General features: G+C 65.5%; 18 protein-coding genes. 6 read left to right on the forward strand and 12 right to left on the reverse strand.

The features are described from left to right. Positions 1-7 precede the first annotated feature (7 nt). On the reverse strand, positions 8-451 hold the full coding sequence (locus BLX41_RS11175; RefSeq protein WP_123724919.1) for a nuclear transport factor 2 family protein: 444 nt from the start codon (positions 449-451) through the stop codon (positions 8-10). Positions 452-721: 270 nt separating this feature from the next. Here BLX41_RS11175 and BLX41_RS11180 point away from each other — a divergent pair, with 270 nt between their 5' ends. Next, positions 722-1,423, forward strand: a complete 702-nt coding sequence (locus BLX41_RS11180; protein WP_123724920.1) for an EthD domain-containing protein — start codon at positions 722-724, stop codon at positions 1,421-1,423. Between the two features lie 95 nt (positions 1,424-1,518). Here the strand turns inward: BLX41_RS11180 and BLX41_RS11185 are convergent, their stop codons facing one another. Both BLX41_RS11185 and BLX41_RS11190 read right to left on the reverse strand, forming a co-directional pair. Next, on the reverse strand, positions 1,519-2,445 hold the full coding sequence (locus BLX41_RS11185) for an alpha/beta hydrolase (protein ID WP_123724921.1): 927 nt from the start codon (positions 2,443-2,445) through the stop codon (positions 1,519-1,521). Further along, positions 2,435-3,271: an SDR family NAD(P)-dependent oxidoreductase gene (locus tag BLX41_RS11190; protein WP_123724922.1), complete on the reverse strand. Its 837-nt coding sequence runs from the start codon at positions 3,269-3,271 to the stop codon at positions 2,435-2,437. Before BLX41_RS11190 ends, BLX41_RS11185 begins: the two co-directional genes overlap by 11 nt. A gap of 177 nt (positions 3,272-3,448) precedes the next feature. Here BLX41_RS11190 and BLX41_RS11195 point away from each other — a divergent pair, with 177 nt between their 5' ends. The 3 genes from BLX41_RS11195 to BLX41_RS33605 all read left to right on the forward strand — a co-directional run bounded on the left by BLX41_RS11195 (position 3,449) and on the right by BLX41_RS33605 (position 6,045). Beyond that, entirely contained in the window at positions 3,449-4,492 is a 1,044-nt protein-coding gene (locus tag BLX41_RS11195) for a 3-ketosteroid-9-alpha-monooxygenase, oxygenase component (protein WP_123724923.1), read from the forward strand. Between the two features lie 138 nt (positions 4,493-4,630). Next, positions 4,631-5,761: a helix-turn-helix transcriptional regulator gene (locus BLX41_RS11200; RefSeq protein ID WP_072452539.1), complete on the forward strand. Its 1,131-nt coding sequence runs from the start codon at positions 4,631-4,633 to the stop codon at positions 5,759-5,761. 128 nt (positions 5,762-5,889) lie between these two features. Next, positions 5,890-6,045, forward strand: a complete 156-nt coding sequence (locus tag BLX41_RS33605) for a hypothetical protein (RefSeq protein ID WP_185073502.1) — start codon at positions 5,890-5,892, stop codon at positions 6,043-6,045. Positions 6,046-6,081: 36 nt separating this feature from the next. Here the strand turns inward: BLX41_RS33605 and dmpG are convergent, their stop codons facing one another. Genes dmpG through BLX41_RS11220 form a run of 4 tightly spaced genes read right to left on the reverse strand, consistent with a single transcriptional unit; the run spans position 6,082 to position 9,671 of the window. Further along, on the reverse strand, positions 6,082-7,116 hold the full coding sequence (gene dmpG, locus BLX41_RS11205) for a 4-hydroxy-2-oxovalerate aldolase (protein WP_072452537.1): 1,035 nt from the start codon (positions 7,114-7,116) through the stop codon (positions 6,082-6,084). A 13-nt stretch (positions 7,117-7,129) separates the two neighbouring features. Continuing rightward, positions 7,130-8,038 (reverse strand): acetaldehyde dehydrogenase (acetylating), encoded by a 909-nt coding sequence (locus BLX41_RS11210; protein ID WP_123724924.1) that lies wholly within the window; start codon positions 8,036-8,038, stop codon positions 7,130-7,132. A gap of 17 nt (positions 8,039-8,055) precedes the next feature. Continuing rightward, positions 8,056-8,847, reverse strand: a complete 792-nt coding sequence (locus BLX41_RS11215) for a fumarylacetoacetate hydrolase family protein (protein WP_123724925.1) — start codon at positions 8,845-8,847, stop codon at positions 8,056-8,058. Continuing rightward, positions 8,844-9,671, reverse strand: coding sequence for an alpha/beta fold hydrolase (locus BLX41_RS11220; protein WP_123724926.1), 828 nt, complete (start codon positions 9,669-9,671; stop codon positions 8,844-8,846). Before BLX41_RS11220 ends, BLX41_RS11215 begins: the two co-directional genes overlap by 4 nt. Before the next feature lie 160 nt (positions 9,672-9,831). Between BLX41_RS11220 and BLX41_RS11225 the strand changes: the two genes are divergently transcribed. Both BLX41_RS11225 and BLX41_RS11230 read left to right on the forward strand, forming a co-directional pair. Continuing rightward, positions 9,832-10,608, forward strand: a complete 777-nt coding sequence (locus BLX41_RS11225) for an SDR family oxidoreductase (protein WP_123724927.1) — start codon at positions 9,832-9,834, stop codon at positions 10,606-10,608. A 63-nt stretch (positions 10,609-10,671) separates the two neighbouring features. Next, a complete protein-coding gene (locus tag BLX41_RS11230; RefSeq protein WP_123724928.1) occupies positions 10,672-11,142 on the forward strand; it encodes an SRPBCC family protein in 471 nt (156 codons plus the stop codon). Positions 11,143-11,187: 45 nt separating this feature from the next. Here BLX41_RS11230 and BLX41_RS11235 read toward each other — a convergent pair whose 3' ends face one another. The 5 genes from BLX41_RS11235 to BLX41_RS35080 all read right to left on the reverse strand — a co-directional run. Continuing rightward, positions 11,188-11,571 carry a steroid Delta-isomerase gene (locus BLX41_RS11235; RefSeq protein WP_072452523.1) on the reverse strand — a complete coding sequence of 128 codons (384 nt, stop codon included), beginning with the start codon at positions 11,569-11,571 and terminating at the stop codon, positions 11,188-11,190. A 9-nt stretch (positions 11,572-11,580) separates the two neighbouring features. Then, positions 11,581-12,783 (reverse strand): acetyl-CoA C-acyltransferase, encoded by a 1,203-nt coding sequence (locus BLX41_RS11240; protein WP_123724929.1) that lies wholly within the window; start codon positions 12,781-12,783, stop codon positions 11,581-11,583. 31 nt (positions 12,784-12,814) lie between these two features. Next, positions 12,815-13,273, reverse strand: coding sequence for a MaoC family dehydratase (locus BLX41_RS11245; RefSeq protein ID WP_072452519.1), 459 nt, complete (start codon positions 13,271-13,273; stop codon positions 12,815-12,817). Positions 13,274-13,275: 2 nt separating this feature from the next. Beyond that, entirely contained in the window at positions 13,276-14,058 is a 783-nt protein-coding gene (locus BLX41_RS11250; protein ID WP_123724930.1) for an SDR family oxidoreductase, read from the reverse strand. Positions 14,059-14,073: 15 nt separating this feature from the next. Beyond that, positions 14,074-14,843: acyl-CoA dehydrogenase family protein (locus tag BLX41_RS35080; protein ID WP_259744698.1), on the reverse strand; the 770-nt coding region annotated here is incomplete at its 5' end.

The raw sequence follows: 14,843 nt of genomic DNA on the forward strand, positions 1-14,843 counted from the left end.
TTCAGGCTCAGGCTGTTACTTGCCCTGCCACCATCGAGTGCGCGCTGAAACAGCATTCGACCAGCTTCCATTGCCCGGCAATACACCGGTAGCGGTCCTGGTAGATCCCCCCCAACTGGCGCGTGGCGCCACTCTCGCCATCCAGGTTGAAGTAGTACAGCGCCCACCGGCCCCGGGCCTGATCCTCGCCGAGCAATTCAATCTCCGGGTTGGCGCCGTGGTGGATGTCGATCACTCGTGGCTGGCAAGCCAGTTCCTGATACAGCGCGAGAAAGCTGTCGCGATCGCGAAAGCTGCCCAGTGGGCCGTAGTCGATCAGTATCTGGCCCTCGGCAAAGCAGTCGCGGATCACCTCCACCTGCTTCAAGTCACAAGCATTCAAATAGCGGTGCTTCAACTGGCGGATCGCTTCTAGCGCCTCCAGACGGGCAATACGTTGTTCAAGAGTCATGGCACAGGCCTCGCAATCATCGTGGATCGACGCCGGGTGGCGGTCATCGTGCGTGCTTATTCACCAGCCGCACATGCCAGGAAGTGTATCGACCGGCCGGCGCCGGCTGATCGTCTGTTGGGACTAGCCCCGGGCGCTCGGCCCCACTCACGAAGCGGTTGCCCCACGGGCACTAGTCCGTTTGGTGGATTCGGCAAAGTAGCTCAGGCCCGACCCTGTCCTTCGCAGGACCCACCTGCCGTCGACCATCAACAGAGGAATCTGCCCGCCATGGAAAAAGTCATCTATCTGCTCTGGCGTGACCCCAGCAGCACCGATGAAACATTCGCCCGGCACGTGCGCCACGAGGTCATAGGGCAACTGCAAGCCCTGGGCGCCCAGGGCCTGCAGTTGAACCTGGCGGATAGCGAAGTCGCTCCCGCTGCGGCCCTGCGCCAGGAGAACCGGCCACCGCTGCCGGATGCCTGCCTGTCGCTGTGGCTGGACAGCGCCAACGCCGCTCCCCGGGCGCCTTTCGACCGGGTATTGGCACAGGCCACGACCCGCCTGGCGGCCTATCTGGTGTGCGAGTCCGAAGCGATCCGCAACACCCGTTTCCCTCCCTCACCCGGTGAGCGGACTTACGGCTTCGCCCAGGTGGCCCTGCTGACACGCCCGCCGCGCCTGACCCCGCAGGCCTGGCTGGAGATATGGCGCAACCAGCACACAGAGGTTGCCATCGTCACCCAGGACAACTTCCAGTACGTGCAGAACCTGGTGGTGGCGGCCCTGACCCCGGACGCGCCGCCCATCGACGCCATTGTCGAGGAATGCTTCCCGCCCGCGGCGATGACCGACCCCCAGGCCTTCTTCGACGCAACGGGGGACGAAGCACGGTTCGAGAAAAACCTGGCGGCCATGATGCAAAGCTGTGCGCGCTTTATCGACTTCGACAAGATCGATGTACTGCCCACCAGCCAATATCGATTCTGACGCCTGGCCGGGCACTTTCGCGCAACGCCAAAGCCCGACGCCAGGCGTCGGGCTTTGGTATCGGGCTTCGCCACCCGAAGGCCGACGCTGTCGCTTCAGCCGAGCGCCTTGCGCAGCTCTGCCGTTGCTTGTGCCAGCACCTGGGCGGCGCGTTCGACAAAGGGCGACAGGCTGATGAAGCCGTGGATCATCCCCTCGCAGCGCTGCAACCGAACCGGTACTGCGCTTGCCTGCAAGCGCCTGGCGAAGGCTTCGCCCTCATCGCGCAGCGGGTCGAACCCGGCGCTGATCAAGGTCGTGGGCGGCAGGTCGCCCAGATCTTGCGCGCGCAACGGCGAGGCCAGCGGTTCATCGACCAGGGAGGCTCCGGCACCGTACAGGCTCCAGAACCACCTCATCATCGCGGCCGTCAGCATGTAGCCTTCGGCAAAGTCGCGGTAGGACGGGCTGTCGCACGCGGCGTCGAGTACCGGATAGAACAGGCATTGGTGGCGGATCTTCGGTCCCTGGCGCTGCGATGCCAGGCGGCTGACCGCCAAGGCCAGGTTGCCACCGGCACTGTCCCCGGCAAGCGCCAGGCGCGAGCCGTCGATACCCAGCTCGGCCGCGTGCTCCACCAGCCAGCACGTGGCCGCGTAGCAATCGAGCGGCGCGGCCGGGAAAGCCGCCTCCGGCGCCAGCCGATAAGCCACCGACACCACCACGGCCCCGGTCTGGCTGGCCAGGGCCCGGCACAGGTAATCGTGGGTGTCGAGAGTGCCCATGATGAAACCGCCACCATGAAAGAACACCAGCAACGGCAGGCGCCCCTGGTCCAGCGGACGATAGAGCCGGGCATCCAGTTCGCCGACATCGCCGGCCACGCGCAACTCGCGCACTTCATGCATGGCCGCGCCAGGGGGCATGGCCATCAGGTTGTCGGCGAACTGCCGGTACTGGGCCGCGTCCAGCTGGCTGAAGTCCGGCGGCGCCAAGCCCTCCAGCGATTGCAATACAGCGGCGATCTGCGGATCAAGAGACATGGCCGGCCCCCTCGGTGTCAGGCATACGGAACTGCGGATTGGTTTCGTCGAGGATGCTGCGCACCCGGCGCTGCAGGGCCTCCTTGAAATCCTTGTGGGGCAGAACCCAGAAACGCTTGGCATCGATGGCATCGAACACCAGCGCGGCCAGTTCGGCGGGGCTCATGCCCTCGCGAATGCGTCCATCGAGCAACTGGCTCAAGCCGTCGCCAGCGGCATCGCTGTGCTGGTTCGAACCCATGATGGCGCTGGCCACGGGCCCCGGGCAGATCACCGAAACCGCGATGGGCGCGCCCAGCAGCGCCAGTTCGTAATGCAGGGTTTCCGAAAGCGCCACCACCGCCTGCTTGGTGACGTTGTAAGGCGCCAGCAACGGGCTGCTGAGCAAGCCGGCCAGGGACGCAGTGTTGATCACATGGCCACCACGGCCCTGGCGCAGCAGCAGCGGCAGGAAACTGCGGATGCCGTGGATCACTCCGTTGAGGTTGATGTCGAGCATGCGCTGCCACTGGGTCTGGCTGATCTCCCAGCTGTAGCCGGTCTGCATCACCCCGGCATTGTTGAACAGCAGGTCGACACCACCAAAGGACTCGACGGCGCAATCGCGCAAGGCCTCGACCTGGGCCAGTTGCCCGACATCGGTAACCCGGCTCACCACCTCGGTTGCGTTGGCCCGCAAGGCGTCACAGACCCGAGCCAGCCCGGGGGCATCCAGGTCCGCCAGCACCAGGCGCATGCCACGCCGTGCGGCCTCTTCGGCCAGGCCCCGGCCAATCCCGCTGGCGGCGCCGGTAATCACTGCTACCTGCCCTGTTTGACTGCTCATCGATAACTCCTGCGGTGGTCAAAGGCCCCAGTAGAGCCGGCTGACCGGCACTGGCCATCGTCCATTCAGACGATGCCCCAAGGCACAGGGGCGGCAGAATCGATCAGGAGTGCAAGCACCGCCGGGCTTCTGCCTGAGGCCACGGCGGCCCCACCGTGACCCGGAGAAGAACAAGAGATGAACATCCTGCACCGAATCGAGACTCAACCCCTGCAATCACGCTACGCCAGAGGCTGGCATTGCCTGGGGCTGGCCGCCCAGTACCGCGACGGCAAGGCCCACCGCCTGGATGTGTTCGGCACCCGGCTGGTGGCGTTCGAGGGCGAAGACCGTCAGTTGCACATTCTTGACGGCTACTGCCCGCACATGGGCGCTGACCTGAGCACCGGCTGCATCGAAGGCAACGCGCTGCGCTGCCCGTTTCATGCCTGGCGCTGGGGCGCCGACGGCGTCTGCGACGACATTCCCTATGCCAAGCGGATTCCGCCACGGGCACGGATCAAGAGCTGGCCGCTGATGGAGGAGAACCAATTGTTGTTTGTCTGGAATGATCCCCAAGGCAACCCGCCCATCGAGCAGCAGCGCATACCGCGGATCGACGCCTGCTTCGACGAACAATGGGCCCACTGGGAAGTGGCGGAGCTGAAGATCGAAACCAACTGCCGTGAACTGATCGACAACGTCGCCGACATGGCGCATTTCGGCACAGTCCATGGTGCCCCGGTGCAGGCCTTCAGCAACCGCTTCGAAGGCCATCTGGCCACCCAGGAAATGCGCGCCCGCAGCGCACGCCTGTCCGGCGACAGCGAGCTGAGCACCACCGCCACCTACTTCGGCCCGGCCTACCAGATCACCGAAATGACCGGCGCGATGAACGGCCAGCCGATCCATTCGATCCTGCTCAACTGCCACGTACCCATCGACCTGGACAGTTTCACCCTGCGCTACGGAGTGCTGGTGAAGAAGATCCCCGGCCTCAGCGAAGAACAGAACCAAGCGATGGCCAAGGCCTATGTGCAACAGGCCCAGGAAGCCTTCTACGAGGACGTGGCGATCTGGCACAGCAAGACCCGGGTGGACAATCCGCTGCTGTGCGACGGTGACGGCCCGGTGTACCAGTTGCGCAAATGGTACGAGCAGTTCTACACCGATATCGAAGCCTTGCCGGCCAGCACCCAGGAGGCACGGGACTTCATCGTACGCGAGGGCCAGAACCTCTGACACAGGGCCTTTTTCACCCCTGATCCGCCCCGGAGAGCTGCCGATCAGATGCTTTGCAAGAACCATTGCGCGCCAGCGATGCCGACCCTACTCTCGGCCACCGCTACTACCCAAACAATAATAAAAACGGTTTTCGCCATGCAGAAGAACCTCAGCCTTGAGACGTTCAGTGACCTGATCGGCAATCTCTACCAGGGGCCCATGGAAAACATTCCATGGGCCACCTTCCTCAACCAGCTCAACCTCCATCTGAACAGCAAATACGTGACCTTTATCCTGCGCCCGCCCAGCGCCCAGGTGGATGGGCTGATGGTCAACACCACCGGCAGCTCCAGCGAGGTCACCACCTCCTACAACACTCACTTCTTCAGTCTCGACCCGTTCGTCGACCTGCCCAACCGCCAGGTGGTGACCCTGGCCGAGTTCGTCTCCAACGACGACTGGTTGCAATCGGAGTTCTACCGCAACTTCCTGGAGCCGGTGGGGGTGTTCCATATCCTGGGCGCCGACATCAACACCAGTGAAGGCGCCCAGTGTCGCCTGCGCATCAGCCGCGGACGCGACGACCAGCCATTCGACCAGCAGGAAAAGGAACTGCTGGCGCAGTTCGTGCCGCACCTGGAGCGCTCGATCAAGATGCACATGAAGCTCAACCGCATCGAAACCGAGCGCAATCTCTATGCTGGCGCCGTGGACCAGATGGCGGTCGGCACCATCATCCTCGACGAGACCGGCAAGGTGTTGCAGACCAATCAGGTGGCCGAGCGGCTGATCCAGGAAAAGGACGGCATCAAGCTGGTCAACGACGGCCTGCAGGTCGGCACCGCCCGCGACACCCAGGAATTTCGCCGCCTGGTGAAACAGTCGCTGCTGTCGCATAAACGCAGCAACCCCTCGGTGGTCGAAGCGCTGCGGGTGCAACGGCCCTCGGGGCGCGCCGACCTGGGCATCATCGTACGCTCGGTGCCGCTGTCGGCCTGGAGCGAAGGCAAGCGCTGCCCCACGGTAGTGATCTTCATCAGTGACCCGGAGCAGCAGTCCTGCGCGCCCCAGGAGATCGTCCGGGTGCTGTTCGACTTCACGCCGGCCGAAACCCAACTGGCCATGCTCCTGGCCAACGGCCTGACCCTGGACGAAGCCTCCCAGGAGCTGGGCATCAGTCGCAACACCTCCCGCGCCCACCTGCGCTCGACCTTCTCCAAGACCGGGGTCACCCGCCAGACCATGCTGGTGCGCCTGATCCTGCGCAGCGTGGCCACCCTGGGCTGAGGCGCGGCCAAAGCTTCGTCGGCCCACGCCGTCTCGCGGCCCGCCGGCTAGTCCAATCGGACGAGGCCGGGCTACGGGCCACGGCATAAGGTCGGGCTACAAGAACAACACTGCCGTGGAGGTTCACCATGCGCAAATCCACCCTTTTGCTGCTGCTGTTGATCGCCGTCGGCATCGCGGCATATCAGCTACTCAAGCAACCGGCATACCACGCCGCCAGCATGCTCAGCCAGTGCGCCGCCAATCCCTGCTATCCGCCCCAGGTACGCGGCCTGCTGCCCTGAACCCCCGATGTGGGTGTCCAGGGTGCGCCCCCTGCATCAGGTGGGCAGTACGCCACGGGCCCTGGACAGAGTCAGCGCCAGGTCTTCGATCATGTCTTCCTGGCCACCGACGGTGCCGCGCCGGCCCAGCTCCACCAACAGCTCGCGGGCCGAGATGCCGTACTTGCGCTCGGCACGCTTGGCGAACAGCAAAAACGAGCTGTAGACCCCGGCGTACCCCAGCGTCAGCGCATCACGGTCGAGCCGGATCGGCTGGTCGAGCATGGGCACCACCCGGTCCTCGGCGACATCCATGATCGCGTACAGATCCACCCCGCTGCTGACGCCCATGCGCTCCAGCACCGCCACAAACACCTCCAACGGCGTATTGCCGGCCCCGGCACCGAGCCCCGCCACCGAACCATCGATGCGCGCCGCCCCGGCCTCGATCGCCGCCAGGGAGTTGGCGATCGCCAGGCCCAGGTTGTGGTGGCCGTGGAAACCGACCTCGGTCCCGGGGTTGAGCCCCTGGCGCAGCACGCCGATCTTCTCGCTGACTTCATCGGGCAGCATGTAGCCCGCCGAGTCGGTGCAGTAGATGCAGTTGGCGCCGTAGCTCTGCATCAGTTGCGCCTGCTGCAGGAGTTTCTCGGCGCTGAGCATGTGCGCCATCATCAGGAACCCCACCGTATCCAGGCCCATCTTCGCCGCCATGCCGATGTGCTGGCTGGAGACATCGGCCTCGGTGCAGTGGGTCGCCACCCGCACCGTGCTCACCCCGTGCTCGTGGGCCATGCGCAAGTGGTCGAGGGTGCCGATGCCCGGCAGCAGCAGTGCCGAGACCCTGGCCTGTCTGAGCTGCGGAATCACCGCGGCGAAATACTCCTCGTCGCTGTGAGCCGGCAGGCCATAGTTCAGCGACGCGCCGCCCAGGCCGTCGCCGTGAGTGATCTCGATCAGCGGCACCCCCGCCGCGTCGAGCCCGGTGGCCACCGAGATCATCTGTTCCAGGCTGATCTGGTGGCGCTTGGCGTGCATGCCGTCACGCAGGCTCATGTCATGCAGAACAACGCTTCTACCTTGCAGATTCATGGCAATTCTCCGGTCAACGAACAGGCAGTTGCAGGGCGCCCCGGTGGGCTTCTTCGGCAAACATCTCGGCGGTGCGCAAGCCGGCGGCGGTCATGATGTCGAGGTTGCCGGCGGACTTGGGAAGGAAATCCCCCAGCCCCTCGACCTCGATGTAGATGCTCACTTGGTTGCCGTCGAACACCGGGCCGTTGATCAGCTTGTAGCCCGGCACATAGCGCTGCACTTCCTTGACCATGCGCAGCACCGAGGCGCGGATCGCCGCCTGGTCGGGCTCCTGGTCGGTCAGGCAGTGGATGGTGTCGCGCATCATCAGTGCAGGTTCGGCCGGGTTGATGACGATGATCGCCTTGCCGCGCCGGGCACCACCGATGCGCTGCACCGCCTCGGCGGTGGTGCGAGTGAATTCGTCGATGTTCTGCCGGGTGCCCGGGCCCACCGAGGCCGAAGACACGGTGGCGACAATCTCGCCGTAGCTGACCGGCTGCACCTGGGCCACCGCCGCCACCATGGGGATGGTCGCCTGGCCGCCACAGGTGACCATGTTGACGTTCAGCGCCAGGCTCTGGGCGTGTTGCCGCAGGTTCACCGGCGGCACGCAGAACGGGCCGATGGCCGCCGGGGTCAAGTCAATCATGATCACCCCCAGGGCATTGAGCTGGCGGCTGTTCTCGGCGTGGACATAGGCCGAGGTTGCGTCGAAGGCGATGCGAATATCGTCGTCCAGGACATGGGGCAGCAAACCGGCCACCCCGTCCGCGGTGGTCTTGATGCCCAGCTCCCGGGCGCGTTCGAGTCCGGCGGACTGTGGGTCGACACCCACCATCCACACCGGTTCGATCCATTCTGAACGGCACATCTTGAGCAACAGGTCGGTACCGATATTGCCCGGGCCGATAATGGCCGCCTTGAGTTTCTTGCTCATTCGCATACCCCCTTGGGTCAGGCGCAGAACGACACCCGGGCACTGCCCAGGCCATCGATGGTCAAGGAAAAGTGATCGCCGGCCCGGGCCGGTTCCAGGGGCACCAGGGACCCGGAGAGAATGATTTCCCCGGCCTTGAAGGCAATCCCGAAAGCGCCCAGGGTGTTGGCCAGCCAGGCCACTGCGGTCAGGGGATTGCCCTGCACCGCCGAACCCAGCCCCTGGCTGATCAGGCAGCGGTTCTTGAACACCTGCATGCGCAGGTTGGGCAGGTCCAGCTGACGTGGGTCGACCCGCCCCTCCCCGAGCACGAAAACCCCGCAGGAAGCGTTGTCGGCCACGGTGTCCTGGATGCAGATGCGCCAGTCGTGAATCCGCGAATCGACGATTTCAAAGCACGGCGCCACCCATTCGGTGGCGGCCAGCACCTGGGCCTCGGTGACGCCGGGCCCCAGCAGATCGTGCTTGAGCTTGAAGGCGATCTCGCCCTCTGCCCGAGGCTGGATCAGGCAGTTGCCCGACAGGGAAATGTTCGCGCCGTCGGCAAATGCCATGCCCTGGGTAAGAAAGCCGAAATCCGGCTGGTGCACACCGAGCATCCGCTGCACCGCCGCCGAGGTCACGCCGATCTTCTTGCCGACGATGCGGTCGCCGTCCGCCACCCGCCGCTGGATGCCGTACAGCGAGATCTGGTAGGCGTCCTCGATGCTGATGGTCGGCCAGCGTTCGGTCAGTGGTGCCAGGGTCCGGCCCTGGCGCAGGGCCTGGTACAGTTCTTCGCCGTACTGCTGTTGCAGGGCTTGGCTCATGGCTGCGGCTCCGCAAGAAAGTCCAGGCACTGGCGGTTGAACAGCTGGCGATACTCCACCATCACCCAGTGCCCGCATTCGCTGAGCAGCAGCATGCGGATCTGCCGGCAATGTTCCATCAACGTCTGCGCCCCGGAGACCGGGCAGAACTGATCGTTGACGCCCCAGAAACCGAGGATCGGACAACTCAGCTCGGCCAGACGCGCCGTCAGGTTCGGCACCTGCATGGTGGACAGCACCTCCTGGGGTTGCTCCTGCACCACCGCGACCCGCTCGGCGACCGTTTCGTCGCTGATCAGGCTCGGGTCGAACAGTTGCAGGCTCAGCAGGCGACGCATGCCGGCGGCGTCCCGCAACGCCCCCTGGGCAAACGCTGCGGCCATCTGCTGGATACCGGCCATGCGCAGGTAGTACTGCTCCTTGTCCATCAACCCACCGGGGGCCATCAGCACCAGGCGGCTGACCCGCCGTGGCTGGTCCAGCGCCAGTTGCAGGGCAATCGCGCCACCCAGGGAGTTGCCGATCAGCACGCAGCGGCCAATGTCCAGGGCATCGAGCAGGCCGCTCAGGGCCTCGACGAAAAAGTCCAGGGTGTACTGGGCCAGCGGTTTGTCCGAGGCGCCGTAGCCCGGCAGGTCGGGAACGATGCAGCGATAGCCGGCGGCGGCGAACGCCGGGTAGTTGCCCTTGAAGTTGCTATGGCCGCTGGCACCCGGGCCGCTACCGTGGATGAACACCACCGGATCGCCGCTGCCCATGTCCTGGTAATGCAGTTGCATACCGTTGGGCAGCGTCACTGTCCGCCCCTGTGCTGAAGCCTTCATCTCCGGTCCTCCGGCCTGTTGTAGTGGGCCGATTGTGGGCAGCCCACGGGCCTGCAACATCGTCCGACAGGACTAGCCCACCTAGTCCCTTTGGACGTTGGAGGGCCAGGGCACGCGCTCTAGGATCAACGCCTCGACAACAGCCCAGAACGAGGCAGGCATGCACGATCCGATGGATTTCAAAGGCCGCGTGGTGCTGGTCACCGGCGGTGGCAAGGGCGTTGGGCGCGGCATCAGCCAGCGCTTTCTGGACTGTGGCGCCACGGTGCTGATCTGCGGGCGCCAGGCTCCGGAGCAGGTGCCCGCCTGCGCCGCACGCAAGGCCCTGTTCATCACCTGTGACCTGCGACAGGCAGAACAGTCCCAGGCGCTGATCGACCAGGTACTGGAGCGCTGTGGCCGGCTCGATGTGCTGGTCAACAATGCCGGGGGTGCGCCTCATGCCGAAGCCGCCAGCGCCTCGCCGCGCTTCAGCGAGGCGATCATCCGCCTCAACCTGCTGGCACCATTGAACCTCTGCCAGCAGGCCAATCGAGTGATGCAGGCCCAGGCCGAAGGCGGCTGCATCATCAATATCGCCAGTGTCAGCGCCAGTCGCCCCTCCCCCGGCACCGCCGCCTACGGCGCAGCCAAGGCGGGGCTGCTGAGCCTGACTCGTTCACTGGCGGTGGAGTGGGCCCCCAAGGTGCGCCTCAACAGCCTCAGCGCCGGGTTGATTCTCACCGAGCAGGCAGCCTTGCACTATGGCGACGCCGCCGGCCTGGCACGGGTCGCCGCCGGCATTCCCCTGCAACGTTTGGCCCGCCCCGAAGACATCGGGGATGCCTGCCTGTACCTGGCCTCGCCCCTGGCCCGCTATGTCAGCGGCAGCGATCTGCTGGTACATGGCGGCGGTGAACGCCCGGCCTTTCTCGATGCGGCCCAGGCCCGGGCCTGAGCCCTGTATGCCCAACGCTGCCGCCGCTGGCGGCAGATCGTTCAACGTTTCCAGGAGGCGTTAATGCCCGCAATTGCCAGCCACAGTGTCCTGCTCAACCTCGACAGCGCCGCTGCCTGGGCCATCCTGCGCGATCTGCGCCTGGCCCCGCATTATGTTCCAGGGCTGACCGGCTGCCGCCTGCACCCGGGGCCGGAACAGCAGGTGGGCGCCAGCCGCCGGGTATTTCGCAAAGGCGGGCAATGGCTGGATGAAAGCGTGGTGCAGTGGCAGGAGGGCCAGGGCTTTGTCCTGCGCCTGCACCGGGAACAGGCCGGTGCGCCCTTTCCCTTTCGCCAGGCATGCTTCCACTATCAGTTGCTGGGCGACGGGCCCGCGACCCGAGTCATCACCAGCCTGCATTACCAGATGCACGGCGGCCGCCTGGTGGAACGCTTGCTGGGCAAAGCCATGAACCAGGTAGTGAGGCAGATCGCCGAGAACCTCAAGGCGTTCTACGAGACCGGACGCACCCAGAATCCGGACTTCAAGTAGCAGGTTGCGGCGAGGCAGGCACACGGCGCCCCGCCGCCCTGGCGTTCAACCCTGTGGCTGGATGTTGACGGGCCCCCAGTAGGCCTTCATCGAGCGGATCAGGCCCTGCTCGTCGAACTCCATGACATCGATCACCTGCAACGAGCAGGGCTCGCCCTGCCAGAGCATATCGACGCGAAAGGCCATTGCCCCGCAGCCGTTGAGGGTGGCCCGCACCGGGCCGGTGAGAGTCGCCGCGACCTTGATCTGGCCCAGCCCCTGGCGATAGAAGTCGCCGATGGCAGCCAGGCCGCGCAACGCTGGCTGGCCCACCGGGTCTTCCACCACGGCGTCCTCGGCGTAGAGCGCGACAATCGCCTCGATGTCGCCGGCATCCACCTTTTGCACGTAGCCGGCCATGATCGCCTGGATTCGCTCGCTACTGATCATTGCTGCCTCCTAGACCACTTCGAACAGGGCGGCGGCCCCCATGCCGCCACCAATGCACATGCTGACCACCACATAACGCACGCCACGGCGCTGGCCCTCGATCAGGGCGTGACCCACCATGCGCGCCCCGGACATGCCGAACGGGTGCCCCAGGGCAATGGCGCCGCCGTTGACGTTCAGGCGTTCCATGGCAATGCCCAGGGTGTCGCGGCAGTGCAGGACCTGGCAGGCAAAGGCCTCGTTCAACTCCCACAGGCCGATGTGATCCACCGTCAGGCCGTGACGCTTGAGCAACTTGGGAATCGCGTAGATCGGGCCAATGCCCATTTCATCGGCATTGCAGCCGGCCACCGCCAGGCCACGGTAGATACCCAGGGGCTCCAGCCCGCGGCGCTCGGCCATCCGCGCACTCATCAGCACCGAGGCCGAAGCGCCGTCGGACAACTGCGAAGCGTTACCGGCGGTGATGAAGCTTCCGGGCCCGGACCACTCGCCACCACCCCACACCGGCTCCAGGGCGCTGAGGCTGGCCAGGCTGGTGTCGCTGCGATTGCACTCGTCACGCTGCAGGGTCAGGGTTTCGTAACGGGTTTCGCCGCTGGCCTTGTCGAGGATCGCCTTGCGGCTGCTCATCGGCGCCAGTTCCCGATCGAAACGCCCGGCCTCCTGGGCACGGGCGGTGCGCAGTTGGCTCTCCAGGCTGTAGGCATCCTGGGCCTGGCGCGAGATACCGTAACGTTGGGCGACGATCTCGGCGGTTTCAATCATCGGGATATAGGCTCGCGGGTCTTGCTCGATCACCGCCACGCTCTGATTGCGGTAGGTGTTCTTGTGGCTGTTCTGCACCAGGGAAATCGACTCCAGGCCACCGGCCACGGCAATCTCGATTTCATCGCACATGATGCCCTTGGCCGCAGTGGCGATGCTCATCAGCCCCGAGCCGCACTGGCGATCCAGAGCCATCCCGGCCACCGTCGCGGGCAGGCCCGCAGCCATCGCGCACAGGCGCCCCAGGTTGTAGCCCTGAGTGCCTTGCTGGGCGGCGGCGCCCATCAACACATCATCCACTTCACCGGGCTCGACCCCGGCGCGGCGCAGCGCTTCGCGCACCACATGGCCACCCATGCGCGGTGCCTCGGTGTCGTTGAAGGCTCCGCGAAAGGCCTTGCCGATCGGTGTGCGAGCGGTGGAAACGATGACGGCTTGGTTCATGCTCTGATCCTCGAATAGACAACTGGCCGGTTCAGGCCGGGTAGTAACGACTGATGGTGTCGACCACGCAGCCAGGACGTTCCTGGCCCTGGATCTCGACGCTGACCCGCAGGGTCGCCTGGACCCCGCCCTTGACCTGCTCCACCGCCACCAGCCGGGCACTGCCGCGCACCCGCGAGCCGACGCTGATCACCGCGGGGAAGCGCACCCGATCGCAACCGTAGTTGACCCCCATCGCCAGCCCGCGGACTTCGACGATTTGCGGCAGGAACAGGTTGACCAGGGCCAGGCTCAGGTAGCCATGTGCAATGCAGGCACCAAAAGGCCCGCTGGCGGCCCGCACCGGATCGACGTGAATCCATTGGTGATCGCCGGTGGCATCGGCGAACAGGTCAATGCGCCCCTGCTCCAGCAGCAGCCAGTCACTGACGCCCAACTCCTCGCCGACGGCATCGGCCAGGGCAGCGGGCGTGGCAAAGATCCGCGGCATGTTCAGGCCCTCTGGCTGGAGACCGAGAGCACTTCCCCGGTCATGTAGGAGCTGTAGTCGCTGGCCAGGAACATCATCACGTTGGCCACTTCCCAGACCTCGGCGGCGCGGCCGAAAGCTTCACCGGCGGCCAGTTGCTCAAGCACCGCCGCCGGTGCGCTGCGGCGCAGGAAGTCGTGCATGGCGATACTCGGGCTGACGGCGTTGATGCGAATCCCGTGTTCAGCCGCTTCCAGCGCCGCGCAGCGGGTCAGGGCCATGACCCCGGCCTTGGCCGCGGCGTAGTGGGACTGTTCTTTCTGGGCCCGCCACCCCAGCACCGATGCGTTGTTTACGATGACCCCGGCACCACGGCGGATCATCCCCGGAAGGATCGCCCGGGTCATGCGCATGGTCCCGGTGAGGGTCACATCCAGCACCCGCTGCCACTCCTCGTCGGGCATGTCCAGCAAGCGTCGCGAGCCGCCAAGACCGGCGTTGTTGATCAGCACGTCAACCCCGTCCAGTTCGCGCTCGGCGCAGGCCACCAGATGCTGGACCTGGGCTTGGTCGGCAACGTCGCACAACTCGCCGTGCACCGCCTCAAGCCCGGTGGCCTGGCGAATGCCCGCCACTGCCTCGGCCAGCCGCCCCGGATGAATGTCACTGAGCATCAGCGCCCGACAGCCCTCCTCCGCCGCCCGCAACGCCGCGGCATAGCCGATGCCGGCACCGGCGGCCGCGGTGATCAGCACCGACTTGCCCCGCAGCAGGCCGTGGCCCTTTACATATTCAGGAACCGCCATGAACACACTCCTCGATCAAGAACCCGCGCGCGGTTCCCGGGGCATGCCCAGGGCGCGCTCGGCGATGATGTTGCGCTGGATTTCATTGCTGCCGCCGTAAAGCATGTCGGCACGGGAGAACAGGAACAGCGCTTGCTCGGGACTTAGTGCATAAGGCGCTCCCGGTAGCAGTTCGGCGTCGGCGCCGAGCACGTCCATCGCCAGTTTGCCGAGGCGCGCATGCCAGGTGGACCAGAACAGTTTGTAGATGCTGGCCTCGCGGCTCAGGCTGCCGTCCTGAGGGCCGCTGAGCATGCGCAGCGAGTTGTAGCGCATGGTCCGCAGGCCGCACCAGGCCTCGGCCAGGCGCTGGCGCAGCAACGGATCGCGGGCCGCGCCATTGCCGCGGGCAATATCGATGATCCGCTGCAATTCGTTGTGGAACTGCATCTGCTGCCCCAGGGTGGAAACCCCGCGCTCGAAGCCCAGCAGAGCCATGGCGATCTTCCAGCCCTCGCCCGGACGGCCGACGATGTTCTGGGCTGCGGTGCGGGCGTCATCGAAAAACACCTCGTTGAACTCCGAGGTGCCGGTCATCTGTTCGATGGGGCGCACCAGCACGCCGGGCTGGGCCATGGGCACCAGCAGGAACGACAACCCTTGATGGCCGACGCTGCCGGCTTCGGTGCGGGCCAGGACAAAGCACCAATCCGCTTCGTGAGCCAGGGAGGTCCAGACCTTTTGCCCCTTGATCAACCAGTCGCCGCTCGCCGGGTCCTGGCGGGCCCGAGTCTTGACGTTGGCCA

The organism is Pseudomonas protegens, assembly GCF_003732485.1.
Lineage (GTDB): Bacteria > Pseudomonadota > Gammaproteobacteria > Pseudomonadales > Pseudomonadaceae > Aquipseudomonas > Aquipseudomonas protegens_B.

Excerpts from the sequence above, each read along its gene's own strand:
- BLX41_RS11175 (WP_123724919.1), bottom strand. The coding sequence starts at position 451 with ATGACTCTTGAACAACGTATTGCCCGTCTGGAGGCGCTAGAAGCGATC.
- BLX41_RS11180 (WP_123724920.1), top strand. The coding sequence starts at position 722 with ATGGAAAAAGTCATCTATCTGCTCTGGCGTGACCCCAGCAGCACCGAT.
- BLX41_RS11185 (WP_123724921.1), bottom strand. The coding sequence starts at position 2,445 with ATGTCTCTTGATCCGCAGATCGCCGCTGTATTGCAATCGCTGGAGGGC.
- BLX41_RS11190 (WP_123724922.1), bottom strand. The coding sequence starts at position 3,271 with ATGAGCAGTCAAACAGGGCAGGTAGCAGTGATTACCGGCGCCGCCAGC.
- BLX41_RS11195 (WP_123724923.1), top strand. The coding sequence starts at position 3,449 with ATGAACATCCTGCACCGAATCGAGACTCAACCCCTGCAATCACGCTAC.
- BLX41_RS11200 (WP_072452539.1), top strand. The coding sequence starts at position 4,631 with ATGCAGAAGAACCTCAGCCTTGAGACGTTCAGTGACCTGATCGGCAAT.
- BLX41_RS33605 (WP_185073502.1), top strand. The coding sequence starts at position 5,890 with ATGCGCAAATCCACCCTTTTGCTGCTGCTGTTGATCGCCGTCGGCATC.
- dmpG (WP_072452537.1), bottom strand. The coding sequence starts at position 7,116 with ATGAATCTGCAAGGTAGAAGCGTTGTTCTGCATGACATGAGCCTGCGT.
- BLX41_RS11210 (WP_123724924.1), bottom strand. The coding sequence starts at position 8,038 with ATGAGCAAGAAACTCAAGGCGGCCATTATCGGCCCGGGCAATATCGGT.
- BLX41_RS11215 (WP_123724925.1), bottom strand. The coding sequence starts at position 8,847 with ATGAGCCAAGCCCTGCAACAGCAGTACGGCGAAGAACTGTACCAGGCC.
- BLX41_RS11220 (WP_123724926.1), bottom strand. The coding sequence starts at position 9,671 with ATGAAGGCTTCAGCACAGGGGCGGACAGTGACGCTGCCCAACGGTATG.
- BLX41_RS11225 (WP_123724927.1), top strand. The coding sequence starts at position 9,832 with ATGCACGATCCGATGGATTTCAAAGGCCGCGTGGTGCTGGTCACCGGC.
- BLX41_RS11230 (WP_123724928.1), top strand. The coding sequence starts at position 10,672 with ATGCCCGCAATTGCCAGCCACAGTGTCCTGCTCAACCTCGACAGCGCC.
- BLX41_RS11235 (WP_072452523.1), bottom strand. The coding sequence starts at position 11,571 with ATGATCAGTAGCGAGCGAATCCAGGCGATCATGGCCGGCTACGTGCAA.
- BLX41_RS11240 (WP_123724929.1), bottom strand. The coding sequence starts at position 12,783 with ATGAACCAAGCCGTCATCGTTTCCACCGCTCGCACACCGATCGGCAAG.
- BLX41_RS11245 (WP_072452519.1), bottom strand. The coding sequence starts at position 13,273 with ATGCCGCGGATCTTTGCCACGCCCGCTGCCCTGGCCGATGCCGTCGGC.
- BLX41_RS11250 (WP_123724930.1), bottom strand. The coding sequence starts at position 14,058 with ATGGCGGTTCCTGAATATGTAAAGGGCCACGGCCTGCTGCGGGGCAAG.